This window comes from Pirellulales bacterium, assembly GCA_036267355.1.
Taxonomy (GTDB): domain Bacteria; phylum Planctomycetota; class Planctomycetia; order Pirellulales; family DATAWG01; genus DATAWG01.
The window spans coordinates 58,579-82,358 of the sequence record DATAWG010000122.1; the positions used below are offsets into that span (position 1 = coordinate 58,579).

Sequence of the window (23,780 nt, forward strand, 5' to 3'; positions counted from 1 at the left end):
GAGGGGCCGGGCCTGGGGGCGCGGCAACCGAGCCCATCTAATTTTTCGTCGCCCCGATTTCAACCCAGCGGCGCTCTTCGTGCGATCGAAGCACCGCATCGGCGACAATTTGGGCATTCAGCCCATCGAGAAAACTCGGCGCCGCCTCGCGGCGCTCGACAATCGCCGACACGAACTCCCACATGAGATCATAGCGAAACACGGTCGCCGGGTTGCCATCGCGCGGATCGCGGGGGCTCTCGGCCGGCTTGAGAAACTCGAGCGGCACCTCGACCGGCGCGAGATCATGCCCTGTCCGGCCGATAAGAATCGTGTTCGGCAGATGCAATTGATAGACGGCCGAGCCCTCGGAGCCGTTGATCTCGGCCCATTCGTGGCCGAAGCCGCTCCGCTCATACCCCTTGGCCAGCGTGGTGCCTTCCCAAACGCCGGTCGCTCCGGAAGCGAATTCACCGAGCAAGGCCGACCAATCGTCGACATCCGAGGGAGGGCAAGCTTTGCCATCGACGGTTTGCGTCCGCGGGGCAAACCGAGCCACGGCTCCGCAAATCTGCCGCAGTGGCCCCATCAGATCGATCGCCAGATCGATGCGGTGGATCGTCATGTCGAACAGATCGCCCGCGCCGGCCTGGGCCCGATATTGCCGCCAGCCCCAACTCGTCTCGGGCCAATCCAAGAATCGCTGGCTGCGGAAATGCCGCGGCTGGCCGAGGGCCCCGCTCGCGACAAGATGCTTGAGATACCGCATCGCGGGCGCGAAACGGTAGGTAAACGCCGTCATATGCACGATGCCGGCCGCATCCGCCGCTTGATACATCCGGCTTACTTCGCCCGCATTCAGTCCCAGCGGCTTTTCGCACATCAGGTGCTTTCCGGCCTGGGCCGCGACGGTGGCGATTTCGCAATGCGTGAAATTGGGCGTCGCGATCACCAGGGCGTCGATCTCCGGATCGGCGCACAGCTCGCGGAAGTCAGTGGTGGTCTGCTTCAATCCCCATTCGGCCCGTCGCCGTTGGAGCAAGCCCGGATCGGCGTCGCAGGCGGCCACGAGCCGCGCCCGATTGTCCAAGCGGATGGCCGGCACATGGTGATAATCGCTGACCTTGCCGGCGCCGATCAAAGCGATTCGGACCGGCTCGTCGGTGGGTTTTTTCTCGTTCATCGATGATTGCAAGAAAAGTCGGGCGGCCAATGAGTTCAACGGCCGCGGAAGCCACGTTGTGACAACCGCGTTTCGGAACCGGCCAGAGTAAGCGTTTTGCGGCCGGCCGACAAGTTGCGGAGCTCCACACGTGTCGTCGGAGAGAAGCTGCATGTTGGCCCGGCTGCCGGCGCGGCCTTTCGGCATTCGTCAATCGTTGTTCGCCATTGCGAGCGAGCCACCCGGTTCGGAAGCGACCGACTCTTGATAGTGGCGATTGATCAGATCGTTTTGCAGCCACAGAAGCTTGTTGAACGGCTGAAAAATAAACTGGACATGCTGGCTACTCGGCAAGCAAATTAGTCGCTACATTGCGCGATTATTCCAAGCTTCTCCGCGATTCCGCGAAGCGGTCTCCGGCGGCGAAACGCTTTCATTCGCACGATGGTGGACTATGAACATCACGTTGAAATGTCCGGGCTGCGGGCAGCCGCTGGCCGTGCCGCCGGATTTCGCCGGGCGGCAGGCGACGTGTCCGAAGTGCAAATCGCCGTTTTTGATTCCGGTGGCCCCGTCGCCGCCGGCAGCGAAGCCACTGCCGGTGGCGACGCCATTAGCCTTTCCTGCCGCAGCGCGATCCAGCACGCCGCCGCTGCCGCGATCCGCGCCGCCGCCATTGCCGCAATCGGCGGGGGCACATTCGGCGCCGCACGGCGGTGCGTTCGATCTCGATTCGCTCGGAATTTCGCCGGCTAGCGCTGTTTCAACCGCTGGAATTGCTCCGGTGCCGCGGAGCGTGGCGGCCGGTTCGCGGCGGTCGTCCAAAACGCCCTGGTTGGTCGGCGCAATTGCGGCCAGTGTATTTCTCCTTGCGGCTGCGGTCGGCGGGTGGATGATGTTCGGCGTTCGCTCCGGGCTCGGCGACGATCTGCGATTCATGCCCGACGACGCAAATCTGGTATTCACGATCGACGTGAAATCGCTGCTGGCGAGCGGCGTGGGGCGACGATTCAAGGAGCAATTGCCCGATCTGAAACAACTGGCCAAAAACTCGAAAGTGAAGCCCGAGGATATCGAGCGGATGACGATGGGAGGCCGCGCGACAAATGAGCAATTCTGCGTGGTGATCCATTTCACCAAGCCGATCGCGGTCGAAGATGTGTTGCCCGGCGAGACGACCAAATCGACCGTCGGCAGCCATACCATGTATGTTCAAGCGGCGTCGGCCGCGACACAAATCGACCCGCAGTCGGTGTTGATCGGCACCGTCAAGGAAGTGCGGCAAGTGCTCGAGCGCAACGCACCGCCCAGAATTCCCGCGGCCCTCGAAGCCGCCATGACCGAAGCCGACTTCAGCAAGCCCCTGGCGATTGCCGTCGACACCAGCGGAGTTGCGCAGCTCGTGGCCGGGCAAGGGATGGCCAATCCGATGGGGGCCACGCTGCAGCAGATTCGCGGTTTCTCGGCTTACGCCCAGGTGGGCGACGATATCCGGCTGTATGCGGCCGCCGTCTGCAAGGATTCCGCGGCCGCTGAAAATGTCCGCAAGGAAATCGAAGGATTGAAAGCGATGGTCGCGAGCGTCAAGCCGGCCGCGCCTGCCGGGCAAAATGCCGCCGCCATGAACATGATGAATTCGCTTTCGGTCTCCACCTCGGGCGCGACGCTGCGGGCCAGCCTAACGATCGACGCCGATACGCTCGCGGGGCCAATCATGGCGGCCCGCGCCGCCGCCAACAACGCCCTGAATGCCAGCCGCACCGCAAGGCCCGACAACGTGGGCAAACCAGCAAAGCCACGCCTGCACAAACCGAAGAAGCCCAAAAATTCGTCGGACAAGTCGAACTGACGGCGGGCGAAGATCTGCTGTGCGATCGACGGCTTCCTTCGTCCGCCGGCGCGCTTAGTCCGTCGGTTCGATGTGAACCGTTGCATCGAGAATCGAGAGTTGCGAATCCAGAAGTGCTTGTTTCACATCGTGGGCAATTTCGTGGCCGCGGCGGACCGTGAGATTGCCGTCCACCTCGACGTGGATATCGACCAGCAACGACAGGCCGCTGCGCCGAACGCGGCATTTTTCGATCGCCGCCACTTCCGGCACCGCCGCGGCGATCCGGCGAATCTGATCGTCGACCTCCGCGGCAGGCGCCGAATCCATCACATCGTCGAGCGCACGGCGAAAAAGCCGCACACCGTTGCCCACGATAATCATGCACGCCAAAAGCGCGGCCCACGCGTCGGCCCGAATGTAGCGCGGGCCACCGACGATGGCCACCGTGATGCCGATGAACGCGGCGAGCGAAGTGATCGCGTCGCTGCGATGATGCCACGCTTCGCTGAGCAAGGCTTGGCTGCCGATCTGTCGGCCCATCCGATCGATCATCCGAAACATCAGTTCCTTGACGCCGATCACGCCCACCAGAACCACCAATGTGTAAACCGCCGGCGGCGTGCTCGGCGGATTCAACAGTGCCCGGATGCTCTGAATGGCGATGCCGACTCCGGTGGCCAGCAGCGCGACCGCGGCGACCATTGCCGAGAGCGATTCGGCTTTGCCGTGGCCGAACGGATGATTCTCGTCCGGGGGAATGGCCGCGATCCGCAATCCGCCGGAGACGACCAGCGAACTAACCACGTCGGCCAGCGATTCGACGCCATCGGCCACAAGGGCGTAGGCCTGTCCGAGCACGCCGGCGCAAATTTTCACGGCCGCCATCAGGGCATTGAGCAGCACGCCCCAGAGAATAATGCGAATTCCGCCGGCCGCGGCCGAACTGAGCCGCTCGGCGGGAGGAGGAATTTTCGGCGGCGGCGGTTCGATCACCATCCGTCCTTGATAACCGGCTCCTGAAGCGGTGTAAAGCAGCCGTGGCGCGAGCCTTCGGCAAAGCGAACATTAGCCGCGCCATTCTAGGGCGGGGTTTTGCGACGGTGGATTTTGCCGCCCGGGTGAGTACACTATCTGGACGCGCCCGCCTTCCCATCCCACCACGTCTTGAGCCCAGCCGAATTATGAACCGAAAATTTTTTAGCGTTGCGGCCCTGTTGACCTTCATGGCGAGCGTTTATCCCGCGATCGCGGATGCGGCGCGTCCGAAGCCGCCGACCCGCGACGCGAACACGGCGGCATTGGCCGGCGCGAAAGAATTGCCCGACGGCGCGGTTCCGCCGATCGATGTCGAGGGAGATTTTATTCTCGGGCCGACGCACAATCGTGCCCCCGACATGAGCGTGCAGGCCGGCGTGCCGCAAGGAACCGTTCACAATCTGACGCTGAATTCCGCCGATAGCAAGTTGTATCCTGGCATCGCACGCGACAAGAACACGTTTGGCACTTCCGATCCCAACGATCCGGCCAAGCTCGTGGTCACCACCAGCCATCCGGCTCCCTACACGCGGCATGTTGCCGTGTACGTGCCCAAGCAATATGTGCAGGGCACCGCGGCCCCGTTCATCGTCGGCGCCGACGGCCCCGATCGATCGCTGTTCACGGCGCTCGACAATCTCATCGCTCAGCACAAGGTGCCGGTGATGATCGGTATTTCGATCAGCAACGGCAGCGGCGATGCCCAAGGGAGCGAGCGAGGATTGGAATACGACACGATGTCGGGCCGATACGCGGAATTCGTCGAACAGGAAGTGCTGCCGCTTGTCGAGCAGGAGTGCAAAGTGAAACTCACCAAGGATCCGGAAGGCCGGGCCACGATGGGCTGCAGCTCCGGCGGATCGTGCGCCATGATCATGGCCTGGTATCATCCCGAAATGTACCACCGCGTGCTCACCTACTCGGGCACCTATGTAAATCAGCAATGGCCATCCAATCCCGACTCGCCGCACGGCGCTTGGGAATTGCACGAACACCTGATTCCGAACAGCCCCGCCAAACCACTGCGCATCTGGATGGAAGTGGGCGACCGCGACCTGCTGAACCCGAACAGCATGCGCGACAAGATGCACGATTGGGTGCGGGCGAACGAAGACATGGCCAAGGCCCTGGCCGCGAAGGGGTATCACTACCAATTCGTGTTCGCTCGCAACGCCGGCCATTGCGAAGGAAGCGTCAAACAGCAAACGCTGCCCGAAGCCCTGCAATGGCTGTGGGAGGGCTATTCAGCGGGGTCCAAGAGCAATGCCCGCTGAACAACCGAACTCGATAATCTCGCGGTGCGGCTGCCGGCTCGCCTGGCAGTGTGCGCACCGCGCCGTCGCTGCACTGCTGCACAAGCCTGCAGTGGCGCTCGCTATCAGGCCAGCCGGGGTTTTTCGGTTCGACAAGCGTTTATGGCAATGGCCACGCACACCCTGGCCGCCACTGGTTTCAGCAATCGGAATCTTCTAGACTTGGGTTATTCGAGTCGCCAATCCGCCAGTTGGCTTCTTCTTAAGCCGGAACATCCGTGATGGGAGCGGAGTGTATGAAATTGAAATGGTTTGTCTGCGGACTTTCTTGCTTGATGTTGGTTGCAGCTCAGCTCGAGGCCGCGGATTGGCCGCAGTGGCAGGGGCCGGATCGCAATTCCATTTCGAAAGAAACCGGCCTGTTAAAGAATTGGCCGAAAGATGGCCCTCCGTTGGCTTGGCGGGTCGGCAAGCTCGGCGGCGGCTTCAGCACGCCGTCGGTCGCCGAAGGGCGCATCTACGGCATGAGCTATCGCGATGGAAACGAACTCGTGTGGGCCCTTAACGAAAATGGCGGCAAGCAGGAATGGGCGACGAAAACCGGCCCCGCCGAGGAGATCGGCGCGGCGGGCTTTGGCGGCGAAGGCCCACGCTGCACGCCCACCGTCGACGGCGAACTGCTCTACGCGCTCGGCCCCACAGGCCGCTTTGTTTGCCTCAACACGGCCGACGGCCAGATCGTTTGGCGCAAGAACATGAAAGACGATTTCGGCGGCCATTCCATGGCGCAATGGCATTATTGCGAATCGCCGCTTGTCGATGGCGACAAGGTGATTTGCACCCCCGGCGGCAAAGAAGCCACGGTCGTCGCGCTGAACAAGAAAACCGGCGACGTGATTTGGAAAGCCCACGTTCCGGATGGCAACGGGGCCGGCTACGCGTCGCCGATCGTGATCGACGCGGCCGGGCACCGACAATATGTCCATTTTCTCGAAGCTGGCCCCGCGGGCTTCGATGCGGAAACCGGCAAGCTGCTTTGGCGATCCAGCAAAAGCGCCACGCGCATCGCCAACGTTGCCACGCCTATTTTTCACGACGGCTGCATCTTCACCGCGGCTGCCTACGGCGGCGGCGGCGCGCTCGTGAAATTGATCGCGGAAGGCGACGGCGTTAAGGCCGAGGTGGTTTACACGACCAAGAAAATGGAAAACCACCACGGCGGCATCATCCTCGACAAAGGCTACCTCTACGGCGCCAACGGCGGAAATGGCGGCGGCTATCTCGTCTGCCTGAATTTCAAAACCGGCAAGGTTCAGTGGGACGAGCGCGCCGGCCAGCGCCGGGCCTCGAAAGGCTCGGTCGCCCTGGCCGACAACCGGATCTATTACCGGCAAGAAGACGGCACGGTGATTCTCATCGAGCCGAGTCCCAAGGAATACATCGAACACGGCCGCTTCGACCAGCCCGATCGCAGCCGCTCCCACGCCTGGGCGCATCCGGTGATCGCCAACGGCAAGCTATATCTGATCGACCAGGACAATCTGTTCTGTTACGACGTGGCCGCGAAGTAAATTCGTGGGCGAATCGCTTAGACCGTCCCAAACTCCAGCGTCGACGCCCCACTAGGCCCGAAGCGTAAGCGAGGACGCCCTCCGTTGCCGGGCGACGCCACACAAGCCCGAAGCGTTAGCGAGGACGCGCTCCGTTGCGGGCCGCCCCCAACACAAGCCCGAAGCGTAAGCGAGGATGCGCTCCGTTGCGGGTCGTCCTCACGAACGTATTGATCGAATGTGCATTTGGCTGTGCCGCCTGCAGCGAGACGATGCCGCCGTAGCGGCGCTCCCTCGCTAACGCTTCGGGTTTGTGTTGCGTTACAGCGACGAATCGTCGGGCGAATCGCTTTGGCCATCCCAAACTCCAGCGCCGACGCCACACAAGCCCGAAGCGTAAGCGAGGACGCGCTCCGTTGCGGGCCGCCGACACGAACGTATTGATCCAATGTGCATTTGGCTGTGCCGCCCGCAGCGAGACGATGCCGCCGTAGCGGCGCTCCCTCGCTAACGCTTCGGGTTAGTGTTGCGTGACGGCAACGAATCGCCAGGCGAATCGCTTTGGCCATCCCAAACTACAGCGTTAACGCCACGCTAGCCCGAAGCGTAAGCGAGGATGCGCTCCGTTGCGGGCCGTCCTCACGAACGTATTAATCCAATGTGCACGCGCTGTGCCGCCTGCAGCGAGACGATGCCGCCGTAGCGGCGCTCCCTCGCTAACGCTTCGGGTTAGTGTTGCGTGACAGCAACGATGTGGGGATCGTGGGCCGGCAGTTGAGGCGGCAAATCGTCCGGCGAATCGCTTTGGCCATCCCAAAATTCCAGCGTCGACGCCACACTAGCCCGAAGCGTAAGCGAGGACGCGCTCCGTTGCGGGCCGTCCTCACGAACGTATTGATCCAATGTGCATTTGGCTGTGCCGCCTGCAGCGAGACGATGCCGCCGTAGCGGCGCTCCCTCGCTAACGCTTCGGGTTAGTGTTGCGTGACAGCGACGATGCGGGGATCGTGGGCCGGCAGTTGAGGCGGCAAATCGTCCGGCGAATCGCTTTGGCCATCCCGAAATTCCAGCGTCGACGCCACACTAGGAATATTGCACCAAGCTGAAGGTCGGGTGCGGGGCCAGCCGGGCGGCGCCTTTCAGGGCCAAAAGTTCGATCACGAAGGCGCAGCCGATCACTTTCGCGCCGGAATACTCGACCAGTTGGCAACAGGCTTGCATCGTGCCGCCGGTGGCCAAGAGATCGTCGACGAGCAACACGTTTTGACCCGACGACACACCGTCGATGTGCATCTCGAGCGTGTCGGTGCCGTATTCCAAATCGTAGTGGAAGGCGTGCGTGTCGAAGGGCAATTTGCCGGGCTTGCGCACCGGAACGAAGCCGACGCCCAATTCCAACGCCAGCGGCGCGGCGAACAAGAACCCCCGGGCCTCGGCCGCGGCCACGGCATGGATCCCCACGTCGCGGTAGTGGCCCGCCAATTGTGCGATCGTCTCGTGGAACGCTTCCGCGGAAGCCAAAAGCGGCGTGATGTCGCGAAACAAAATGCCCGGCTTGGGAAAGTCGGGAATGGCCCGGATGTAATCGGGCAGATGAACCCCGGTCGACGCCATTGTCATACGTCACCTCAAGAGATCGCGGAAAGCGGGCGCGCGGTCCAGTATAGCCCGGCGGATTGCCGTCGGCGAGCAAGGATCGAGGCGGCCGCTGGAGACAAGAAGCGTTTCGAAAACCGCAAGACAGAGGCAACACAGAGGGGGAGAGCAAGGCGGAGGGGGACAGTCCGCGCGCGAGGCGGAGGAGCGAGGCCGAGGGGGACAGTCCCCCGGCGGTTTTTGAAGCTTCTTCCGGTCGGTCCAACGGCTAATCGACATCCAGGCGTTCGACGAACTCGGCGAATTCCTTCCTTTGCTTTTCTTGCTGGGCGGAGAGGGTCTTCAGTTCCGCGCGAGTCTTGGCGATCAGATCTTCTTGTTCGCCGAACATCTTGACATACCGCTTGAACAACTCCGACGACTTGTCGAGTTGCTGCATGTTCAGGCGAATACGCGATTGCTCTTCTCCAATTTCCGTGATCTGCGATTCCGCTTGGGCGCGCTGTCTTAACAAATCGGTCCGGGCAGCCAATCGCGTCGACAATTCCTTGAACGCGTCCTTCACTTGCTGCGATGTGGCCGCGGCCGAGCTATACACCAGCAGCGCGCTCGTGTCGGAGAGCACGCCCAGCCGAACTTGCTGGAGCGATCGCCGTTGCTCCTCGACGGCCAAAGTCGCCGTCTTATGCTCCGGCACATCGAGGGCGAAGCGGTAGGTGTCGCGCGATTGTTCGGCGAGGTTCTTGGTGGAAACAAGTTTCCAGTCGGAATCGATCGGCTGCTCGATCAAAACATGCTTGGCTCGATCGCCCGAATTCTTCATCGTATATTCTCGCCGGCGGTTGATTTTGGTCGTGGCCTGGAGAACGCCGTGGACGATCTTTACCAGCGTGAGTTCTTCCGATCGCATGTCGTCGCCGCTGGTCGCTTCGACATTCAGATCGAGCGCGTAGCTAATGAGCCGGCTGGCGCCCGGGGCGATATCTTCGATCTGGGCGTCGCCCGCGTATTCGCCCCCGTCGAACACCGTGATCGGCCCCTGCATCAAATGGAGCTTGGTCGTGTTGTGCAGCCAAAGTCCGGAGAGCGGATGTTTCGATTGATCCGCCGGATTGTAGATGGAAACGCGCTCACCTTTGATCGGTTCGTTGACGATCGGCAGCAGCGCCGATTGCGAATGGGCGAGCGTGACGGGAGTGCCGATGGCGTAGCGAAATAATGCGCCGACCTCTTCGGCTTTTGTCTTCGGAGCGACTCCCTTTTTCAAATCGAGAGTCATATTGGGGCCGGGTCCGCCGACGACCGGCACCACGCTGGTCACCATTGGTTCTCGATTGGTGCCGAACGAGCCGCCTGCACCGAAGCCGCCCACCCCCATCCCGGCGCTCATTCCTCCGGCGCCGCCAAGACCGCCCCCGGTTTGGAACTGGTTCTTGTTCCCCAGTCGAACCGGCTTTCCACCGATCCGCAAACCGGAGTCGCCCGTCAGGGCCTCGAGATCGGCCTTGCCCGACATGTCCTGGTCGTAAGTGTGGGAAGTGAGCGTGCCGAACAATTCCGGCGCCACCCACGGCCGATCGACATACAGCGGTTCGTAGAGATCCATGAGGAACGAGATCGGCCGGCCGCTGACGAGCGTCACCGCGACGTTTTTCCAATCGTGCTCGGTCGTGTTTTCCACGACGGCCCAGCCTTGCAGAAGCGGCGCTTCCTTGTCGTCGAGCACGAGGCGGTAGCTGGTTTTCCACACCGGCGATTCTTGGATATAGCCGACGCGCACGGTCCGTTTTCCGGTGCCGGTGAAGTTCAGCGTGACGGCCTTTTTGTCGTTGGTGTGGGCCGAGGCCAACACGGCCAACGCATCCTGAAATTCCTTGTCGAGCTTTTCGTCGAGCAGGCGAAACTCGACGATCGAATTCAGCGGAATGCTGCGCAGGCCGGTGGCCGTCTTGAGGTTCAACACATCGATGGCCTGCATGCCTTCCTTGGCGGCCGGCACTTCGCGGCGCTCCAGTCCGACAACCGTTCCTTCGACGGGATTCGGCATCGAGATCGCCAAGCGTTGCCCGCGCAATTGGAGCAGCAAATCGGCGATGGTCGGGTTGCGTGCCAGGTCGATTGAAAACGACTTCAATTGCTTGGCCAGCGGCTCGCGCGAACCGTAGGTGACGGTGGAAACATGGCCCTGCCCAAAATCCTGCACTACCATGCTTTTGAGTAGATCGTTGATTGCCGCGGTGTCGAACCGCATTTCGACCGTGCGATTGCCGTCGATTTCGCCGCTGTGCTCGAAAAACCCGACGCCCGAGCTGAACAGCACGACCCTTTTAAGCGGAAGCTCGGCAGTCGGCGGTTCGGCCGCCTGAAGTAGCATTCCGGCGGAACCGAGCCAAGCAATAAGGGAGCAGCCGATCACGAGCCCACGGCGGCTCGGCCGATGATTAACTTTTCCGTAGCCCCCTTTCCCCTTGCGGGAGACGGCAGGCTGAGGGGTTTGAAAAACGGAAGTTATTCTTCGGCCGAGCTTAAGACACGAGCGCGCAGCATGAGCGTCCATTTCGGGGGCTCCTCAGAAAACGGTGGGATTGCAAAAAGACACTGTTCCGATTCGGCGAGATTTCGCCGTGCGATATTCTAAGACGACGGCGCGGCCGTTCGCAACTTCCCCGGCAATGCGCTACCGCCGCAGGTCAGACTTTCCGGTCGGACGAACGCTTACGAATAACGTGCCATGTCAGGCTGGAAAGCCTGACCTACGAGAAACACAGCAGCTTGCAATGTGGTGGCCAGACGCCTAGCATCAAGCGCACGGGCCGAGGGCAAGAAAACCGCTCGATGCAAAGCCGAGCCGAGGAGGCACTCCCATGTCGCGACCAGGGATCGATCGGACGATTCGCGTTTTTGCGTTTGCACTTGCCGCGGCATCGCTGATGCTCGCCGCGGCGACGTGCCGGGCACAAGCGGAAATCCAAACTACGCAAACCGTCGAACACGAACGATCGATTCGCGCGGCACTCGAACGCACCATGTCGTTCGATTTCAGGGAAACGCCTCTCAAGGACGTGGCGGCGGCACTCGAGCGCGCCCTAGGCGTGCCGATCGTGCTCGACTCGAAGGCTTTGAACGACGCCGGCGTCACCGACGACACAACGTTTACCTTCAGCAAGTCGGGCATTTCCGCGCGGGCCGCCTTGGACAGCATGCTGGCGTCGAAGGACTTGAGCTGGATCATGCAACGCGATCTGCTGGTCATCACCACCGCCGATGTGGCAAAAGCCTATGTCGTGGTCCGTGTTTATCCGGTTGCGGATTTGGTGTTCATCGAACACGCCGACGCCTACGACGCCGATTTCGATTCCCTGATCGAGGTGCTTACGAGCACGATCGTGCCGCAAAGCTGGGACAGCAACGGGGGCGCCGGATCGATCGCGCCGTTCGTCGAGGCAGGCGCGCTGGTCGTCAGCCAAACGCGGGAAGTTCACGAACGCATCGAGGCATTGCTGGCGCGGCTGCGCGCGGTGCGAGATCAGCAAGGATTACCGACCGCGCTGAAAATCGTCGGCTCGAGCGCCGATACGGCGTCTGGAGGGGTCGTTTCGGTCGAGGAAACACCCGCCAACGTGGCTGCGCAACCCACGCAATCGGCGACGCCGCGAGCCCGTTGGCAATTGCCGCGAGTTTATCGGTAGGGACGTACGAAGAAGTGCGTTCGGTGTGCCGAGGCATTCCCGCGCTGACGCTTCGGGCTAGTTTCCCGTTGGGAACACACATACTAGCCCGAAGCGTTAGCGAGGGGGCGATGCGCGAAATCGGAAGCGAGCCGCTAAGCGTCGATCGGGAGACGGCGTGATCCCGGCCGCATCCTATTCCCTCACCCTTCCGCCTACTTCGTCGCATCGAGGCCGTCGGCCAATTTGCCGAGGGCTTCGGTTTCGATCTGACGGACGCGCTCGCGCGTCAGCCCGAGCGATTGGCCGATTTCCTTGAGCGTGCGCGGTTCTTGATCTTCGAGGCCGAAGCGCATTCGCAGAACCGTCGCTTCGCGGCTATCCATCGTTTTGAGCATCGCCATGACGTGCGTGAGATTGTCGTGGGCGAGCATCGTGTCTTCCGGGCTTTTGAGATTTTCGTCCATGATCATCTCGCCGAGCGACCAGCCCGCCTCGGTCTGATCGGTTTGCGGCGTGGAATTGTAGATGCGGATTGCTTTCTTGATGATCGGCAGCTTTTTGCGCGCGAGGCCAAGCACGCGGGCGATTTCTTCGGGCGTCGGCGTGCGGCCGAGTTCTTCGGTCAGCCGTGCGCTGGCCCGCCGCCATTTCGAGAGCAGTTCGACCATGTAGGCCGGGATGCGGATCGTCTTGGCCGAGTTGATCAGTGCCCGCTTGATCGACTGCTTGATCCAGTAGCTGGCATAGGTGCTGAAGCGGGTGCCCATCGCGGGATCGAACCCTTCGACGGCCCGAAGCAGGCCGAGATTGCCTTCTTCGATCAGATCTTGAAGGCTGAGGCCTTTGCCGGTGTAGCCGCGGGCGATATTCACCACCAGCCGCAGATTGGCCCGCACCATGCGGTCGCGGGCCCGGGTGTCGCCCAGGCCGATGGCCATGGCGAGTTCTTGTTCGTCGTTGGCCGAGAGGAGGGCCGTTTCGTTGATTTCGCGGAGATAGGTTTCCAGCGGAGTCTGAACGGCGGCGGAGGATTTGCGTCGCGGTGCGGCCATAATTGGAAACCGGCGGTCGGGAGTGGGCGGGGAACGAGCAAGGGTGTCGATCGCGACAAACAACCTATCGACGCGCGCAAGCCGGTTTCTCCATTCGCCTTGCCGAGCGACAAGGTGCGCCGAATGTAGGCGAGGTTCGGACGGTGCGGAAAAGACGGCCTCGGCCGATTGCACCCAGCCGAGCACTGCGCCGCAAGTTCGGAATGCCGGTTATGCGAGAAATGCGGGTGCCGGCCAAACGAACGAACACAGGCCCGAAGTGTCAGCGAGAAGGGGGGCGAAACGCGGGCCGGAGCGCGTCCGGTCGAACGTTCGATGGGGGCCTGCGAAGGCTGCCCGTCGCGGCCGGTTCGTCGCCGCGAGGTGGAGTCGCCTTGTGCGTCGAGCCGTGGTCTGTGTCGCTCATTCATCGTAGAATGGGCATCGGACGGCGCTCGCCGGTCGGTGGATCGCAAATCCGGCGTAAGTGACTACTGTCGAAGCGAAAGCGTGGCATCCAATTGTGAAGCGTTGAAGCGAAAGCGTGGCATCCAATTGTGAAGCGAGCCAACAAATCCATTTCCCGCATTGGAACGCGTTGCCTCGTGGTGAAATCAAAGCAGCAAGTTATGCGTGCGACGAACGCATGCCCGATTGCCGCTGCGTAAATAGCAGACCGCAATGAGTCGTTTCATGATCCCAGGTATGGTTTCCCCCCACGAAGCCCAGGCGATGCTTGCCGCGATCGTCAGCTCGTCTGACGATGCGATCATCAGCAAAGACATGAACGGCGTCGTCCGCAGCTGGAATCAATCCGCCGAACGTATCTTCGGCTACACGGCGGAAGAGATGGTCGGAAAGCCGATTACCGTGCTGTTCCCACCCGAGCGGCTCGACGAAGAAAACGAAATCCTGGCACGGCTCCGACGCGGCGAACAAATTGATCATTTCGAGACTGTCCGCCTACGTAAAGACGGCACGCCCGTCATCATTTCCGCCACCATATCACCCATTCTTGATCCGCAGGGAAAGTTGATTGGAGCGTCCAAGGTCGCCCGAGATATCAGCCGAAATGTCGAACTAGAAGGCCGATTTGAGGCGATCATCGCCTCTTCCGACGACGCCATCATCAGTAAAGACCTCAACGGTGTCGTGCATAGTTGGAATCGATCTGCCGAGCGGATGTTCGGATACAGGGCGGAGGAAATTATTGGCAAATCCATTACCATTCTATTTCCACCCGATCGGCTTGACGAGGAGCCGAAGATTCTAGAACAGCTACGCCGGGGACAGCGTGTGGACCACTTCGAAACGGTCCGCGTCTGCAAGGATGGACGCAAACTGGATATTTCGGTCACCATATCTCCCATCAAAGGGCCAGCCGGGCAAATCATCGGGGTTTCCAAGGTCGCCCGCGACATTACCAGCATCAAACGTGCTCTGCGTGAACGGGAAGAACTGCTCAAACGTGAGACGGCGGCCCGCTCCGAAGCCGAACGCGTCAGCCACATGAAGGACGAGTTTCTTGCGACTCTCTCGCACGAGCTGCGCACGCCGCTGAATGCCATTCTTGGTTGGGCAACAATTCTCCGCGCTGAGCACACCCCCACTCCTGATGTGTTGGAACAGGGCCTCGAAACGATCGAACGCAATGCGCGCGCTCAAGCCCAGCTGATTGAAGAACTGCTCGACATGTCGCGCATCATCAATGGCAAATTGAGGCTCGACGTGCAATCCGTCGATTTGGAAGTCGTCATCAGCGAGGCCGTCGAGTCCCTTCGTCCAGCGGCAGAAGGCAAAGGCATTCGCCTCACCAAAGTTCTCGATCACAAGGGCGCGCCGATCACCGGCGATCCGAATCGACTTCAACAGGTTCTCTGGAATCTCCTCTCCAATGCCATCAAATTCACACCGAGAGATGGGCGCGTCCAGGTATTTCTACGCCGCATCGACTCCCACGTGGAAATCCATGTTGTGGATTCCGGTCAGGGAATTTCAGCGGATTTCTTGCCGCATTTGTTTACGCGCTTCTCGCAAGCCGATACTTCGATCTCTCGTCAATACGGCGGTTTGGGACTCGGATTGGCGCTGGTCAAATCGCTCGTCGAATTGCACGGCGGCAGTGTCAAAGCTTCCAGCGAAGGTCTCGACCAGGGCGCAACGTTCATCGTGTCGCTGCCGCTGACAGCGGTCTGCCATGAGGATCGAGAGCCGATCCTGCCGCCTGACCCCTCGACCGCTGCAACGGGTGCAATCCCCGACCTGCGCGGATTTCATGTATTAGTGATCGACGACGAGCCCGACGCGCGTAGCTTAATCCAGCATATCCTCGCAAAATGCAATGCGACCATCAGGACCGCCGCCAGCGCAGCCGAGGGCCTCGAAGCGGTCAAACAGTATCAACCGGATATGATTTTAAGCGATATTGGACTCCCCTCCGAAGACGGTTATGAATTTCTGGCGAAACTGCGTAAGCTTTCCGATGCTGAAGGCGGCGATACGCCTGCCGTCGCGCTGACCGCATTCGCTCGTGCGGAGGACCGCCGTCGTGCCCTAATGGCCGGCTTTCAGATGCACCTCTCCAAGCCCGTCGATTCTGCCGAACTTGTCGCGGTTGCTTTGAATCTCTATACCGCCAGTCGCCGCGCGAAAGCACGCACGTGACTTTCGCTCGACGAGTTGGGGCGTTGCAAGCGGACTTCGCGGGAATTCGAAAATCGGCACGCTAGAGCGTGAACTCCAACGAAGGTTGTTCCCGACAGCGCCGAGCAACTGGTGAAAAAAAACGGCGTCGCTGCCGAATGAAAATCGGCAGCGACGCCGTGAATACGCGGTCTCGTTCAAGAGCCATTGCGCACTTATTCGCGCGGTTCGGCGGGGCCGATCAGCGGGCCGCTCTTGCCGCCCACGCCGCCTTTAAGCTCCACCGGCGGAGTCGAGGGGGCGGATGCGGCGGCGTGCTCGGGCTCGCGACCGTTTTCGCTGCCTTCCGCTTCTTCGGCCCATTCGACTCGTTTGCGCGATAGGCCGATCTTGCGCTCGTCGGTATCGACGCGCAAAATCTTCACTTCGATCTTGTCGCCGACTTTGACGATTTCTTCCGGATTCTCGACCTTATGGTCGGCCAGTTCCGAAATGTGGAGCAAACCCTCCAGGCCATCTTCCAGGCCGACGAACACGCCGAAATTGGTCAATTTCGTGACCGTGCCGGTGACAAGCTGGCCGGGCTGATACTTGTTGGGAATCGAGCCGGCCCAGGGATCTTCTTCAAGCTGCTTGCGGCCCAGCGCGATCCGCCGCCGCTGCTGATCGACCGAGAGCACCTTGCATTCGATCTGCTGGCCTTTTTCCACGACTTCGCTGGGATGGCTGATCTTGCGCGTCCACGACATATCGCTGACGTGCAGCAGCCCGTCGATCCCTTCTTCGATCTCGATGAAGGCGCCGTAGTTGGTGAGATTGCGCACGGTGCCTTTGACGATTGTGCCGGGCGGATACCGGTCGGCCACCTTGTTCCAGGGGTTTTCCTGGGTCTGCTTCATGCCCAGCGAAATCTCCTGCTTCTCCTTGTTGATGCCGAGCACGACGACATTGATTTCGTCGTCGATGTGCACCAATTCGTTGGGATGGCTGATCCGCTTGGTCCACGACATTTCGCTGATGTGCACGAGCCCTTCGATGCCCTCTTCGAGCTTCACGAAGGCCCCGTAGCTCATGACGTTGACCACCGTGCCCTTCACCACCGAGCCGACCGGATACTTGTTGCCGACTTCTTCCCACGGGCTGGCGCTCTTCTGCTTCAGGCCGAGGGCGATCTTTTCGCGCTCGCGATCGATGTGCAGAATTTGGACTTCGATTTCCTCGTCGATATGAACCATCTCCGACGGATGGCCGATGCGGCCCCAACTCATGTCGGTGATATGCAGCAGGCCGTCGATGCCGCCGAGATCGACAAACGCGCCGAATTCGGCGATATTTTTGACCGTGCCCTTGCGGATCTGGCCGACGGCGAGCGTATCGAGGAGTTGCTTCTTCTTTTCGGTCCGTTCCTGTTCGATCAGGGCCCGGCGGCTGACGACGATATTCCGCCGCGCTTCGTCGATTTTCAACACGATGCACTGGATCGTGCGGCCGACGTAGTCGCCGATATCGGCGGGCCGGCGGATATCGACCTGGCTGGCGGGCAGGAACACGTTCACGCCGCTGACATCGACCAGCAAGCCGCCCTTGATCTTGCGTGTCACGACGCCGGTGACGACGTCGTTTTCGTGGACGGTCTCCATGACCTTCATCCAGTCTTCGATCTTGCGGGCTTTGCGCTTGCTGAGCGCGATCATGCCGCGCGGCTCTTCCAAGAGTTCTTGCGAGCCTTCGACCTCTTCGACCAGAACTTTGATGACCTGCCCGACTTGGGGCGGCTCTTCATTTTCGTCCCATTCGTTGCGCGGGATTTGCCCTTCGCTTTTGTAGCCGACGTCGAGGAGGACGAAATCGTCGTCGACGCGCAAGATACGGCCATCGACGACGGAATTGACGGCCAGATCGCCGCCGCCCCATTCGAATTGATCGCCGGTGCCGCCGGCCATGGCCGCTTCGAGCTCGCGGTCCAGCTCTTCGCTATCGACATCGAGTCCACGGATAAGATTACGATTCACCATAAATGACTGCTTTTACTTTCGCTTGGCCGGTCTCGCGGCGTACTTATTGGCGACGGCGAGAAACAAGTCGGGCTGGCAACCGCGGGCAATTGTTGGCGGATCGGAGCGGGACTGTGTTTCCCGTTGACTGGATCCGCAAAGCCCAACGTCCGAGAGATCGGACGCTTTGGTCGGCCACCTTCGCCCCCGAAGACCCGGCGAAAGATGCCGAGCCGGCCGGAATGAAAAAATGCCAATTTTCGGCTCCGGACTCCCCGCGCGAGGAATCAACCAACGGCCGCCAAAAGGAACCCAATATAATACCGGCCCCGGCAAGGCCCGGCAATGGGAACTTGGGCAGGATAAATCCATAGCAAATCAATTCTCAATCGCTTCCAGCCGAACACCATACTCGTCGTAGGCGATCGACCACTTCGCGCATCTCGGTTCTGGTAGCGGTCGCCTCCGAACACGAAACGTGGCTGGTTGAAATCGCCTCCCGCGATCGGTTAGAGTGGTGCTGGCAATTTATCGTCGCGCCCGCGATTGTCCGACCCGCCCGCCACCCCGCCCAGAGGATCCTTGCCATGCGTCGCCGCACTTTTCTCAAGCACACTGCCGTTGCCGCCGGCACGGCTGCCGCCGCCGTCCATTCCGCCCCGCTGCTGTTGGGAATGGAAGATAAGGCCGGCTCGAAGAACCCGATCATCGGCACAGGCGAGTTTCAATACGAATGCATTCACGGCTGGGGCGAGCTGCCCAAGCAAATCCAATGGGAAACCACCCACGGCGTGACGATCGACGATGCCGGCCTCATCTATATCACGCACCAAGGACACGGCCATCATGCGATGGACACGACCGTCGTGTTCGATCCCAAAGGGAAATACGTCCGCTCGTTTGCCAAAGACATCTATCCCGGCGGCCATGGCATCGATCTGCGGAAAGAAAGCGGCGAAGAGTTTTTGTATATGTGCGACATCGACCATCGCCAGGTCGTGAAGACGAATCTCAAAGGCGATGTCGTCTGGAAAAAGGATTATCCGAAGGAGCCGGGCGTTTACAAAAATGCCTCGGGCTACAAGCCGACGAATGTCGCTTTCGCTCCCGACGGCGGGTTTTATGTCGGCGACGGCTACGGTTCGCACTACATCCATCAATACGACAAAGATGCCAAATGGGTCCGCACCTGGGGCGGGTTCGGCAAAGAGCCCGGCAAGATGAACACGCCCCACGGCCTCTGGCTCGACGATCGCCCCGGCCGCACGAAGTCGCTGGTGGTGGCCGATCGGGCCAATGCCCGGCTGCAATACTTCACGCTCGACGGCAAGTTCATCAGCATCGTCAACGACGTGCTCTTCCCGGCACACTTCGACATTCGCGGCGATGTGCTTATGGTGCCAGATCTTTATGCCCGGGTGTCGCTATTCGACCGCGACAACAAGCCGATCGTGCATCTGGGAGACGACGCGGCGTGGATCGCCGAAGTGAAAAAAATGCAGATTCGCAATGACCCGAAGCGCTGGGTGGCGGGAAAATTCGTGCATCCGCATGATGCCTGCTTCGACCATGACGGAAACATCTTCGTCGTGGAATGGGTTGCCACGGGCCGGGTGACGTTGCTCAAGAAAGTGAGCTGACAGAAGGCTGAAGGCTACAGGCTACTTCAGGACGCGCGGAACGAAAGGTGTTCGGAAAATGAAGTCGTCATGTGCGGATCGGGTTCTTTCGGAAGGCGTCGTCATTGCGATGATCGCAACGGGGCTCCTTGCTTGTGCGTCCCGACCGGCCAGGGCCGAGTCGCCGACGTTGCAAACGCCGCAGGGCGAAGTGGCCATCTTTCCCGCCGACAATCCCTGGAACCAGCCGATCGATCGGCTAGCGGTGCATCCGAAGTCGGAGCAATACATCCGCTCGATCGGGCTCGACAAGGGATTGCATCCCGATTTCGGAGCGCCATGGAACGGGGTGCCAAGCGGCATTCCTTATTGCGTCGCCAAGAAGGGTCAGAAACGTGTGCCCGTGAAATTCGAATACGCCGCTGAAAGCGATCCTGGCCCGTATCCGATTCCCGACGACGCGCCGATCGAAGGGGGCCCAAAGTCGAACGGCGACCGCCATGTGCTGGTGATCGATCCCGAGGGCAAAAAGCTCTACGAACTCTTCTCGTCCTTCAAGACGGCCGACGGCTGGAAGGCCGGCTCGGGAGCGGTCTTTGACCTGTCGAGCAATCGTTTGCGGCCGGCCGGTTGGACCTCCGCCGACGCAGCCGGCCTGCCGATCTTTCCGGGACTGGTTCGCTACGATGAAGTGAGCCACGGCGAAATTCGGCACGCACTGCGATTTACGATCGTTCGCTCGCAACGGGCCTATATCCATCCGGCGAGGCATTGGGCCAGCTCGTCCAGCGATTCGAATCGGCCGCCAATGGGGCTGCGAGTGCGATTGAAGGCCGGGGTCGATATCCGCGGCTTTCCGGCCGAAGATCGCGTGATCCTGCAGGCGCTGAAGATGTATGGCATGATCGTGGCCGACAACGGCAGCGACTGGTTCATCTCCGGCGCTCCGGATCCGCGTTGGAACGACGATGCACTTCACAAAATCGGCAAGATCAAGGGCCACGACTTTGAAGCGGTCGACACGGGACCAATAATGACCAAATAACGTAGCAGGCAGACTCCGTCTGCCGCCGTAACGTAGCAGGCAGACTCCGTCTGCCGTCGTAACGTAGCAGGCAGACTCCGTCTGCCGTCGGCGCGATAAGACGCAAGCGATCGCGAAAAAAGTTGAAAAGCCGGTTGATTATGGCTGGCCGCTACCGGTGGCAGACGGCACACGGAGTGTGCCTGCTACGTTGCCACGGCACACGGAGTGTGCCTGCTACGTTGCCACCGCACATCGAATGTGCCTGCTGCGTTGATATTCACGCAGGTTCTTAACCCGATCTTAATCGAGGCCTAACATGCCGATGATAGCTTGGCACCGAAATGTCCACACCCCCGATCGCTTTGCGGAGAGGCGGCCGGGCGGGAATTCGTCTGTCAAGGGAAGCGTTATGGCCCGTGAACGAATCCTCGTCGTCGACGACGAGGAAGATTTGCTCGAATTGGTCAACTACAATCTGACCAAAGAAGGCTATCGCGTTCGTTGCGTCGCGTCGGGCGAAGAAGCGCTTGCCGAGGCGCGGCAAAATGTGCCCGACCTGATCGTGCTCGATCTGCTCTTGCCGTCGGTCGATGGCCTGGAAATCTGCCGCGTTCTCAAGGCAGACAGCCGCACGGCCCATGTGCCGATCCTGATGCTCACCGCCAAGAGTGAAGAATCGGATGTCGTCAGCGGCTTGGAACTCGGCGCCGACGATTACATGACCAAGCCCTTCAGCCCCCGGGTGCTGCTGGCGCGGATTCGGGCCCTGTTGCGGCGAGCCCGCACCAAAGACGTGCTCGAAGAGCAAGGCACCGTTCGCATTCACGAAATTGTCATCCATCCCGGCCGGCACGAAGTTTTGATCAACGGCGAGCCCGGCGATCTAACCTATACTGAATTCCGCCTGCTGCATTTTTTGGCCCGCAAGCCCGGCTGGGCATTCACGCGGGTGCAGATCGTCGACGCCGTGAAGGGAGAAGATTATCCGGTGACGGAGCGGTCGGTCGACGTGCAGGTTGCCGGCCTGCGGAAGAAACTCGGCCCCTACGGACACTATATTGAAACGGTGCGCGGCGTCGGCTACCGTTTCAAGGAATAGCAATTAGGATGAGGAACTAGGGTGAAGCGTTAGAGACGCGAAACCGCAAGCGAGGCTCACCAACGCCATTTGAATGGGTCGCTCGCTTGCGGTTCCGGACGTCGCCGTCCCGCCTGTCCCCTCACCCTCACCCTCACCCTGTCTCCTCACCCTCACCCTTCCTCCTCTATGTCGCGGAAACGATTGGTCGGCCAACTGCTCCGGTCGCACCTGACCATCGTTTGCGGCGTCGTGTTGGCTGCCGGATGGTGTGCGTCGAAAGCACTCGAAGAGACGCTGATTTCGGGCGTCGAAGACCGCATGGAAGCGATGGCCCGGCTGGTCGCTGGCCGTCGCGGCAACGCCTTCTCCGGCGATACGGCTGATTTCGATCAATTCGCGGCCCAGGCCGCCCATGCCCTAAGCGGGCGATTCACGATTGTCCGCCCAAGTGGCGAAGTCATCTTCGACTCGCAGGCTGACACGACCAAAATGGACAATCACGCCGGGCGGCCCGAAATCGTCGAGGCCTTGGCCGGCTCCTCGGGCCGCTCGATTCGCTACAGCACGACCTTCAATATCCGGATGCTGTATGTCGCAGTTCCGGTGCGCAGTGAGGATCGGATTGTCGGCGTGGTCCGGGCTGCAGTGCCGGCCAGCGACATCGATCCGGAATTGAGCCGTCTGCGCTGGCAAGTCGCCTTCGCGTGTGTGGTCATCCTCTGCGGGGCCATGGCCGTGTCATGGATCTTGTCACGGCATGTTGCCCGCCCGGTAGCGGAGATCGCATCGGCCGCCCGCAGCCTGGCAGACGGGGATTTGAACACTCAATTTCCCGCCGCCGACACCGATGAATTGATCGGCCTCACGGAATCGATTCGCCAATTGGCACAGCAGATCGAAGAACGCAGCCACGTCATCGGCCGGAAGGGGCACGAACAAGAAGCCGTCTTGGCCAGCATGGTCGAAGGCGTGCTGGCCGTCGACCCGCAAGAACGGGTCATCAGCTTGAATCGAGCCGCGGCGGAATTGATCGGAAGCCGGCAGTCGGATGTGCCGGGCCGCAGCCTGCAAGAAGTTTTGCGTAACGCCGATTTGCGCCGCTTTGCCAGCCGCGCGTTGCGCAGCGACGAGCCGATCGAAGACGATGTCGTGCTGCACGGCGCGCAGGAAAAAATCCTCCGCATCCGCGGCACTGCCTTGCGCGACGGCGCCGGCCGAAGCGTCGGGGCGGTGATTGTGCTCAACGACGTCACGCGATTTCGCCATCTGGAAAACGTCCGCCAGGATTTCGTCGCCAATGTCTCGCACGAACTGAAAACGCCGATCGCCTCGATCAAAGGATTCGTCGAAACGCTGCTGGATGGCGCCGTCGAGCATCGCGATGACGCGCTGCGGTTTCTCAAGATCATCGCCAAGCAGGCCGACCGGCTCAACGCGATCATCGAAGACCTGCTCAGCCTGGCGAAGATCGAGCAGAACGAACGTGCAGCCGATCTGCCCCTCGTGGATTCGTCGATCAAGGACGTGCTCGAGGCGGCGGTTTCCGATTGCCAAACCAAGGCTGCGGCGCGGCAAATCAGCGTAAAGCTGAACTGCGAACCTTCGCTTCGCGCGGCCATTAATCCGCCGCTCTTGGAACAAGCCGTGGCCAACCTCCTCGACAACGGCGTGAAATATAGCGAGCCGTCGCGGTTGGTTCAGATTCATGCCCAGCAGACGCTCGGCGAAGTGATTATCGCCGTCAGCGACGAAGGTTGCGGCATCGAAAGCGAACATCTGCCGCGGCTCTTCGAGCGATTCTATCGCGTCGATCGGGCCCGCAGCCGCAAACTGGGAGGAACGGGCCTGGGGCTATCAATCGTCAAGCACATCGTGCAAGCCCACCGCGGCCACATCACGGTCGCCAGCCGAATCGGCAAGGGAAGCACATTCACGATCCATTTGCCGATCGATCATCGCACTGCCCCGCGACATCAAGAGCCAGTGGAAACCGGCGCAGGCACCGCGGCGCGGTGACAGCCGTGTGCTGGCTCGTGTCGATCAAAACGCACCACGCATTGGCGATCTGCCGAATCCGTTCGAGCACGCCACCGAAGCAGTTGCGCTCCCACCCCCTGCCGGTGCCGGTTCGCCTGGACCATGCGGGTCGGGAGGAAAAGGGGTCAGAACCCGTTTTCTGCCCTGATGCTCTGTCAGCGGTTCGAACGCCGGATGAGACAGTGTGGAGCCTTCGAGCTTCGGATATCTACCAGGGTGGCGAGACCGAACCACTTTCTGCTGACCGAGCGTGCGTGGCAGCCCGCGAGTC

16 protein-coding genes are annotated in these 23,780 nt (G+C 60.9%); 9 read left to right on the forward strand and 7 right to left on the reverse strand.

Translation table 11 applies throughout. The features are described from left to right. Positions 1-37: 37 nt before the first annotated feature. Together VHX65_19135 and VHX65_19140 are read right to left on the reverse strand one after the other, a co-directional pair. The gene (locus VHX65_19135) at positions 38-1,162 is read right to left on the reverse strand and encodes a Gfo/Idh/MocA family oxidoreductase (GenBank protein HEX4000671.1); all 1,125 of its coding nucleotides are present in this window, start codon (positions 1,160-1,162) and stop codon (positions 38-40) included. Positions 1,163-1,351: 189 nt separating this feature from the next. Next, the gene (locus VHX65_19140; GenBank protein ID HEX4000672.1) at positions 1,352-1,495 is read right to left on the reverse strand and encodes a hypothetical protein; all 144 of its coding nucleotides are present in this window, start codon (positions 1,493-1,495) and stop codon (positions 1,352-1,354) included. 100 nt (positions 1,496-1,595) lie between these two features. Here VHX65_19140 and VHX65_19145 point away from each other — a divergent pair, with 100 nt between their 5' ends. After that, on the forward strand, positions 1,596-2,990 hold the full coding sequence (locus tag VHX65_19145) for a hypothetical protein (GenBank protein HEX4000673.1): 1,395 nt from the start codon (positions 1,596-1,598) through the stop codon (positions 2,988-2,990). Positions 2,991-3,044: 54 nt separating this feature from the next. Here VHX65_19145 and VHX65_19150 read toward each other — a convergent pair whose 3' ends face one another. Continuing rightward, positions 3,045-3,965 (reverse strand): cation diffusion facilitator family transporter, encoded by a 921-nt coding sequence (locus VHX65_19150; GenBank protein HEX4000674.1) that lies wholly within the window; start codon positions 3,963-3,965, stop codon positions 3,045-3,047. A 188-nt stretch (positions 3,966-4,153) separates the two neighbouring features. Here VHX65_19150 and VHX65_19155 point away from each other — a divergent pair, with 188 nt between their 5' ends. Together VHX65_19155 and VHX65_19160 are read left to right on the forward strand one after the other, a co-directional pair. Continuing rightward, complete coding sequence (locus VHX65_19155) at positions 4,154-5,281, forward strand: alpha/beta hydrolase-fold protein (protein HEX4000675.1); 1,128 nt, start codon at positions 4,154-4,156, stop codon at positions 5,279-5,281. A gap of 275 nt (positions 5,282-5,556) precedes the next feature. Continuing rightward, positions 5,557-6,831, forward strand: coding sequence for a PQQ-binding-like beta-propeller repeat protein (locus tag VHX65_19160; GenBank protein HEX4000676.1), 1,275 nt, complete (start codon positions 5,557-5,559; stop codon positions 6,829-6,831). 1,062 nt (positions 6,832-7,893) lie between these two features. Here VHX65_19160 and VHX65_19165 read toward each other — a convergent pair. Next, a complete protein-coding gene (locus VHX65_19165; protein HEX4000677.1) occupies positions 7,894-8,430 on the reverse strand; it encodes an adenine phosphoribosyltransferase in 537 nt (178 codons plus the stop codon). 244 nt (positions 8,431-8,674) lie between these two features. Beyond that, entirely contained in the window at positions 8,675-10,780 is a 2,106-nt protein-coding gene (locus tag VHX65_19170) for a hypothetical protein (GenBank protein ID HEX4000678.1), read from the reverse strand. Between the two features lie 490 nt (positions 10,781-11,270). On the opposite strand from VHX65_19170, the gene VHX65_19175 reads away from it, so the two are divergent. Then, entirely contained in the window at positions 11,271-12,095 is an 825-nt protein-coding gene (locus VHX65_19175) for a DUF4974 domain-containing protein (protein HEX4000679.1), read from the forward strand. A gap of 194 nt (positions 12,096-12,289) precedes the next feature. Here the strand turns inward: VHX65_19175 and VHX65_19180 are convergent, their stop codons facing one another. After that, complete coding sequence (locus tag VHX65_19180; GenBank protein HEX4000680.1) at positions 12,290-13,129, reverse strand: RNA polymerase sigma factor RpoD/SigA; 840 nt, start codon at positions 13,127-13,129, stop codon at positions 12,290-12,292. 660 nt (positions 13,130-13,789) lie between these two features. Here VHX65_19180 and VHX65_19185 point away from each other — a divergent pair. After that, positions 13,790-15,772: a PAS domain S-box protein gene (locus VHX65_19185; GenBank protein HEX4000681.1), complete on the forward strand. Its 1,983-nt coding sequence runs from the start codon at positions 13,790-13,792 to the stop codon at positions 15,770-15,772. A 194-nt stretch (positions 15,773-15,966) separates the two neighbouring features. On the opposite strand, the gene VHX65_19190 is transcribed toward VHX65_19185, so the two are convergent. Beyond that, positions 15,967-17,766, reverse strand: coding sequence for a 30S ribosomal protein S1 (locus VHX65_19190; GenBank protein ID HEX4000682.1), 1,800 nt, complete (start codon positions 17,764-17,766; stop codon positions 15,967-15,969). Between the two features lie 566 nt (positions 17,767-18,332). On the opposite strand from VHX65_19190, the gene VHX65_19195 reads away from it, so the two are divergent. From VHX65_19195 to VHX65_19210, 4 genes are all read left to right on the forward strand, one after another. After that, positions 18,333-19,385, forward strand: a complete 1,053-nt coding sequence (locus VHX65_19195; GenBank protein HEX4000683.1) for a twin-arginine translocation signal domain-containing protein — start codon at positions 18,333-18,335, stop codon at positions 19,383-19,385. Between the two features lie 58 nt (positions 19,386-19,443). After that, positions 19,444-20,409 (forward strand): hypothetical protein, encoded by a 966-nt coding sequence (locus VHX65_19200; GenBank protein ID HEX4000684.1) that lies wholly within the window; start codon positions 19,444-19,446, stop codon positions 20,407-20,409. A 391-nt stretch (positions 20,410-20,800) separates the two neighbouring features. Further along, the gene (locus tag VHX65_19205; protein HEX4000685.1) at positions 20,801-21,490 is read left to right on the forward strand and encodes a response regulator; all 690 of its coding nucleotides are present in this window, start codon (positions 20,801-20,803) and stop codon (positions 21,488-21,490) included. A gap of 168 nt (positions 21,491-21,658) precedes the next feature. After that, positions 21,659-23,488: an ATP-binding protein gene (locus VHX65_19210; protein HEX4000686.1), complete on the forward strand. Its 1,830-nt coding sequence runs from the start codon at positions 21,659-21,661 to the stop codon at positions 23,486-23,488. Positions 23,489-23,780 lie beyond the last annotated feature (292 nt).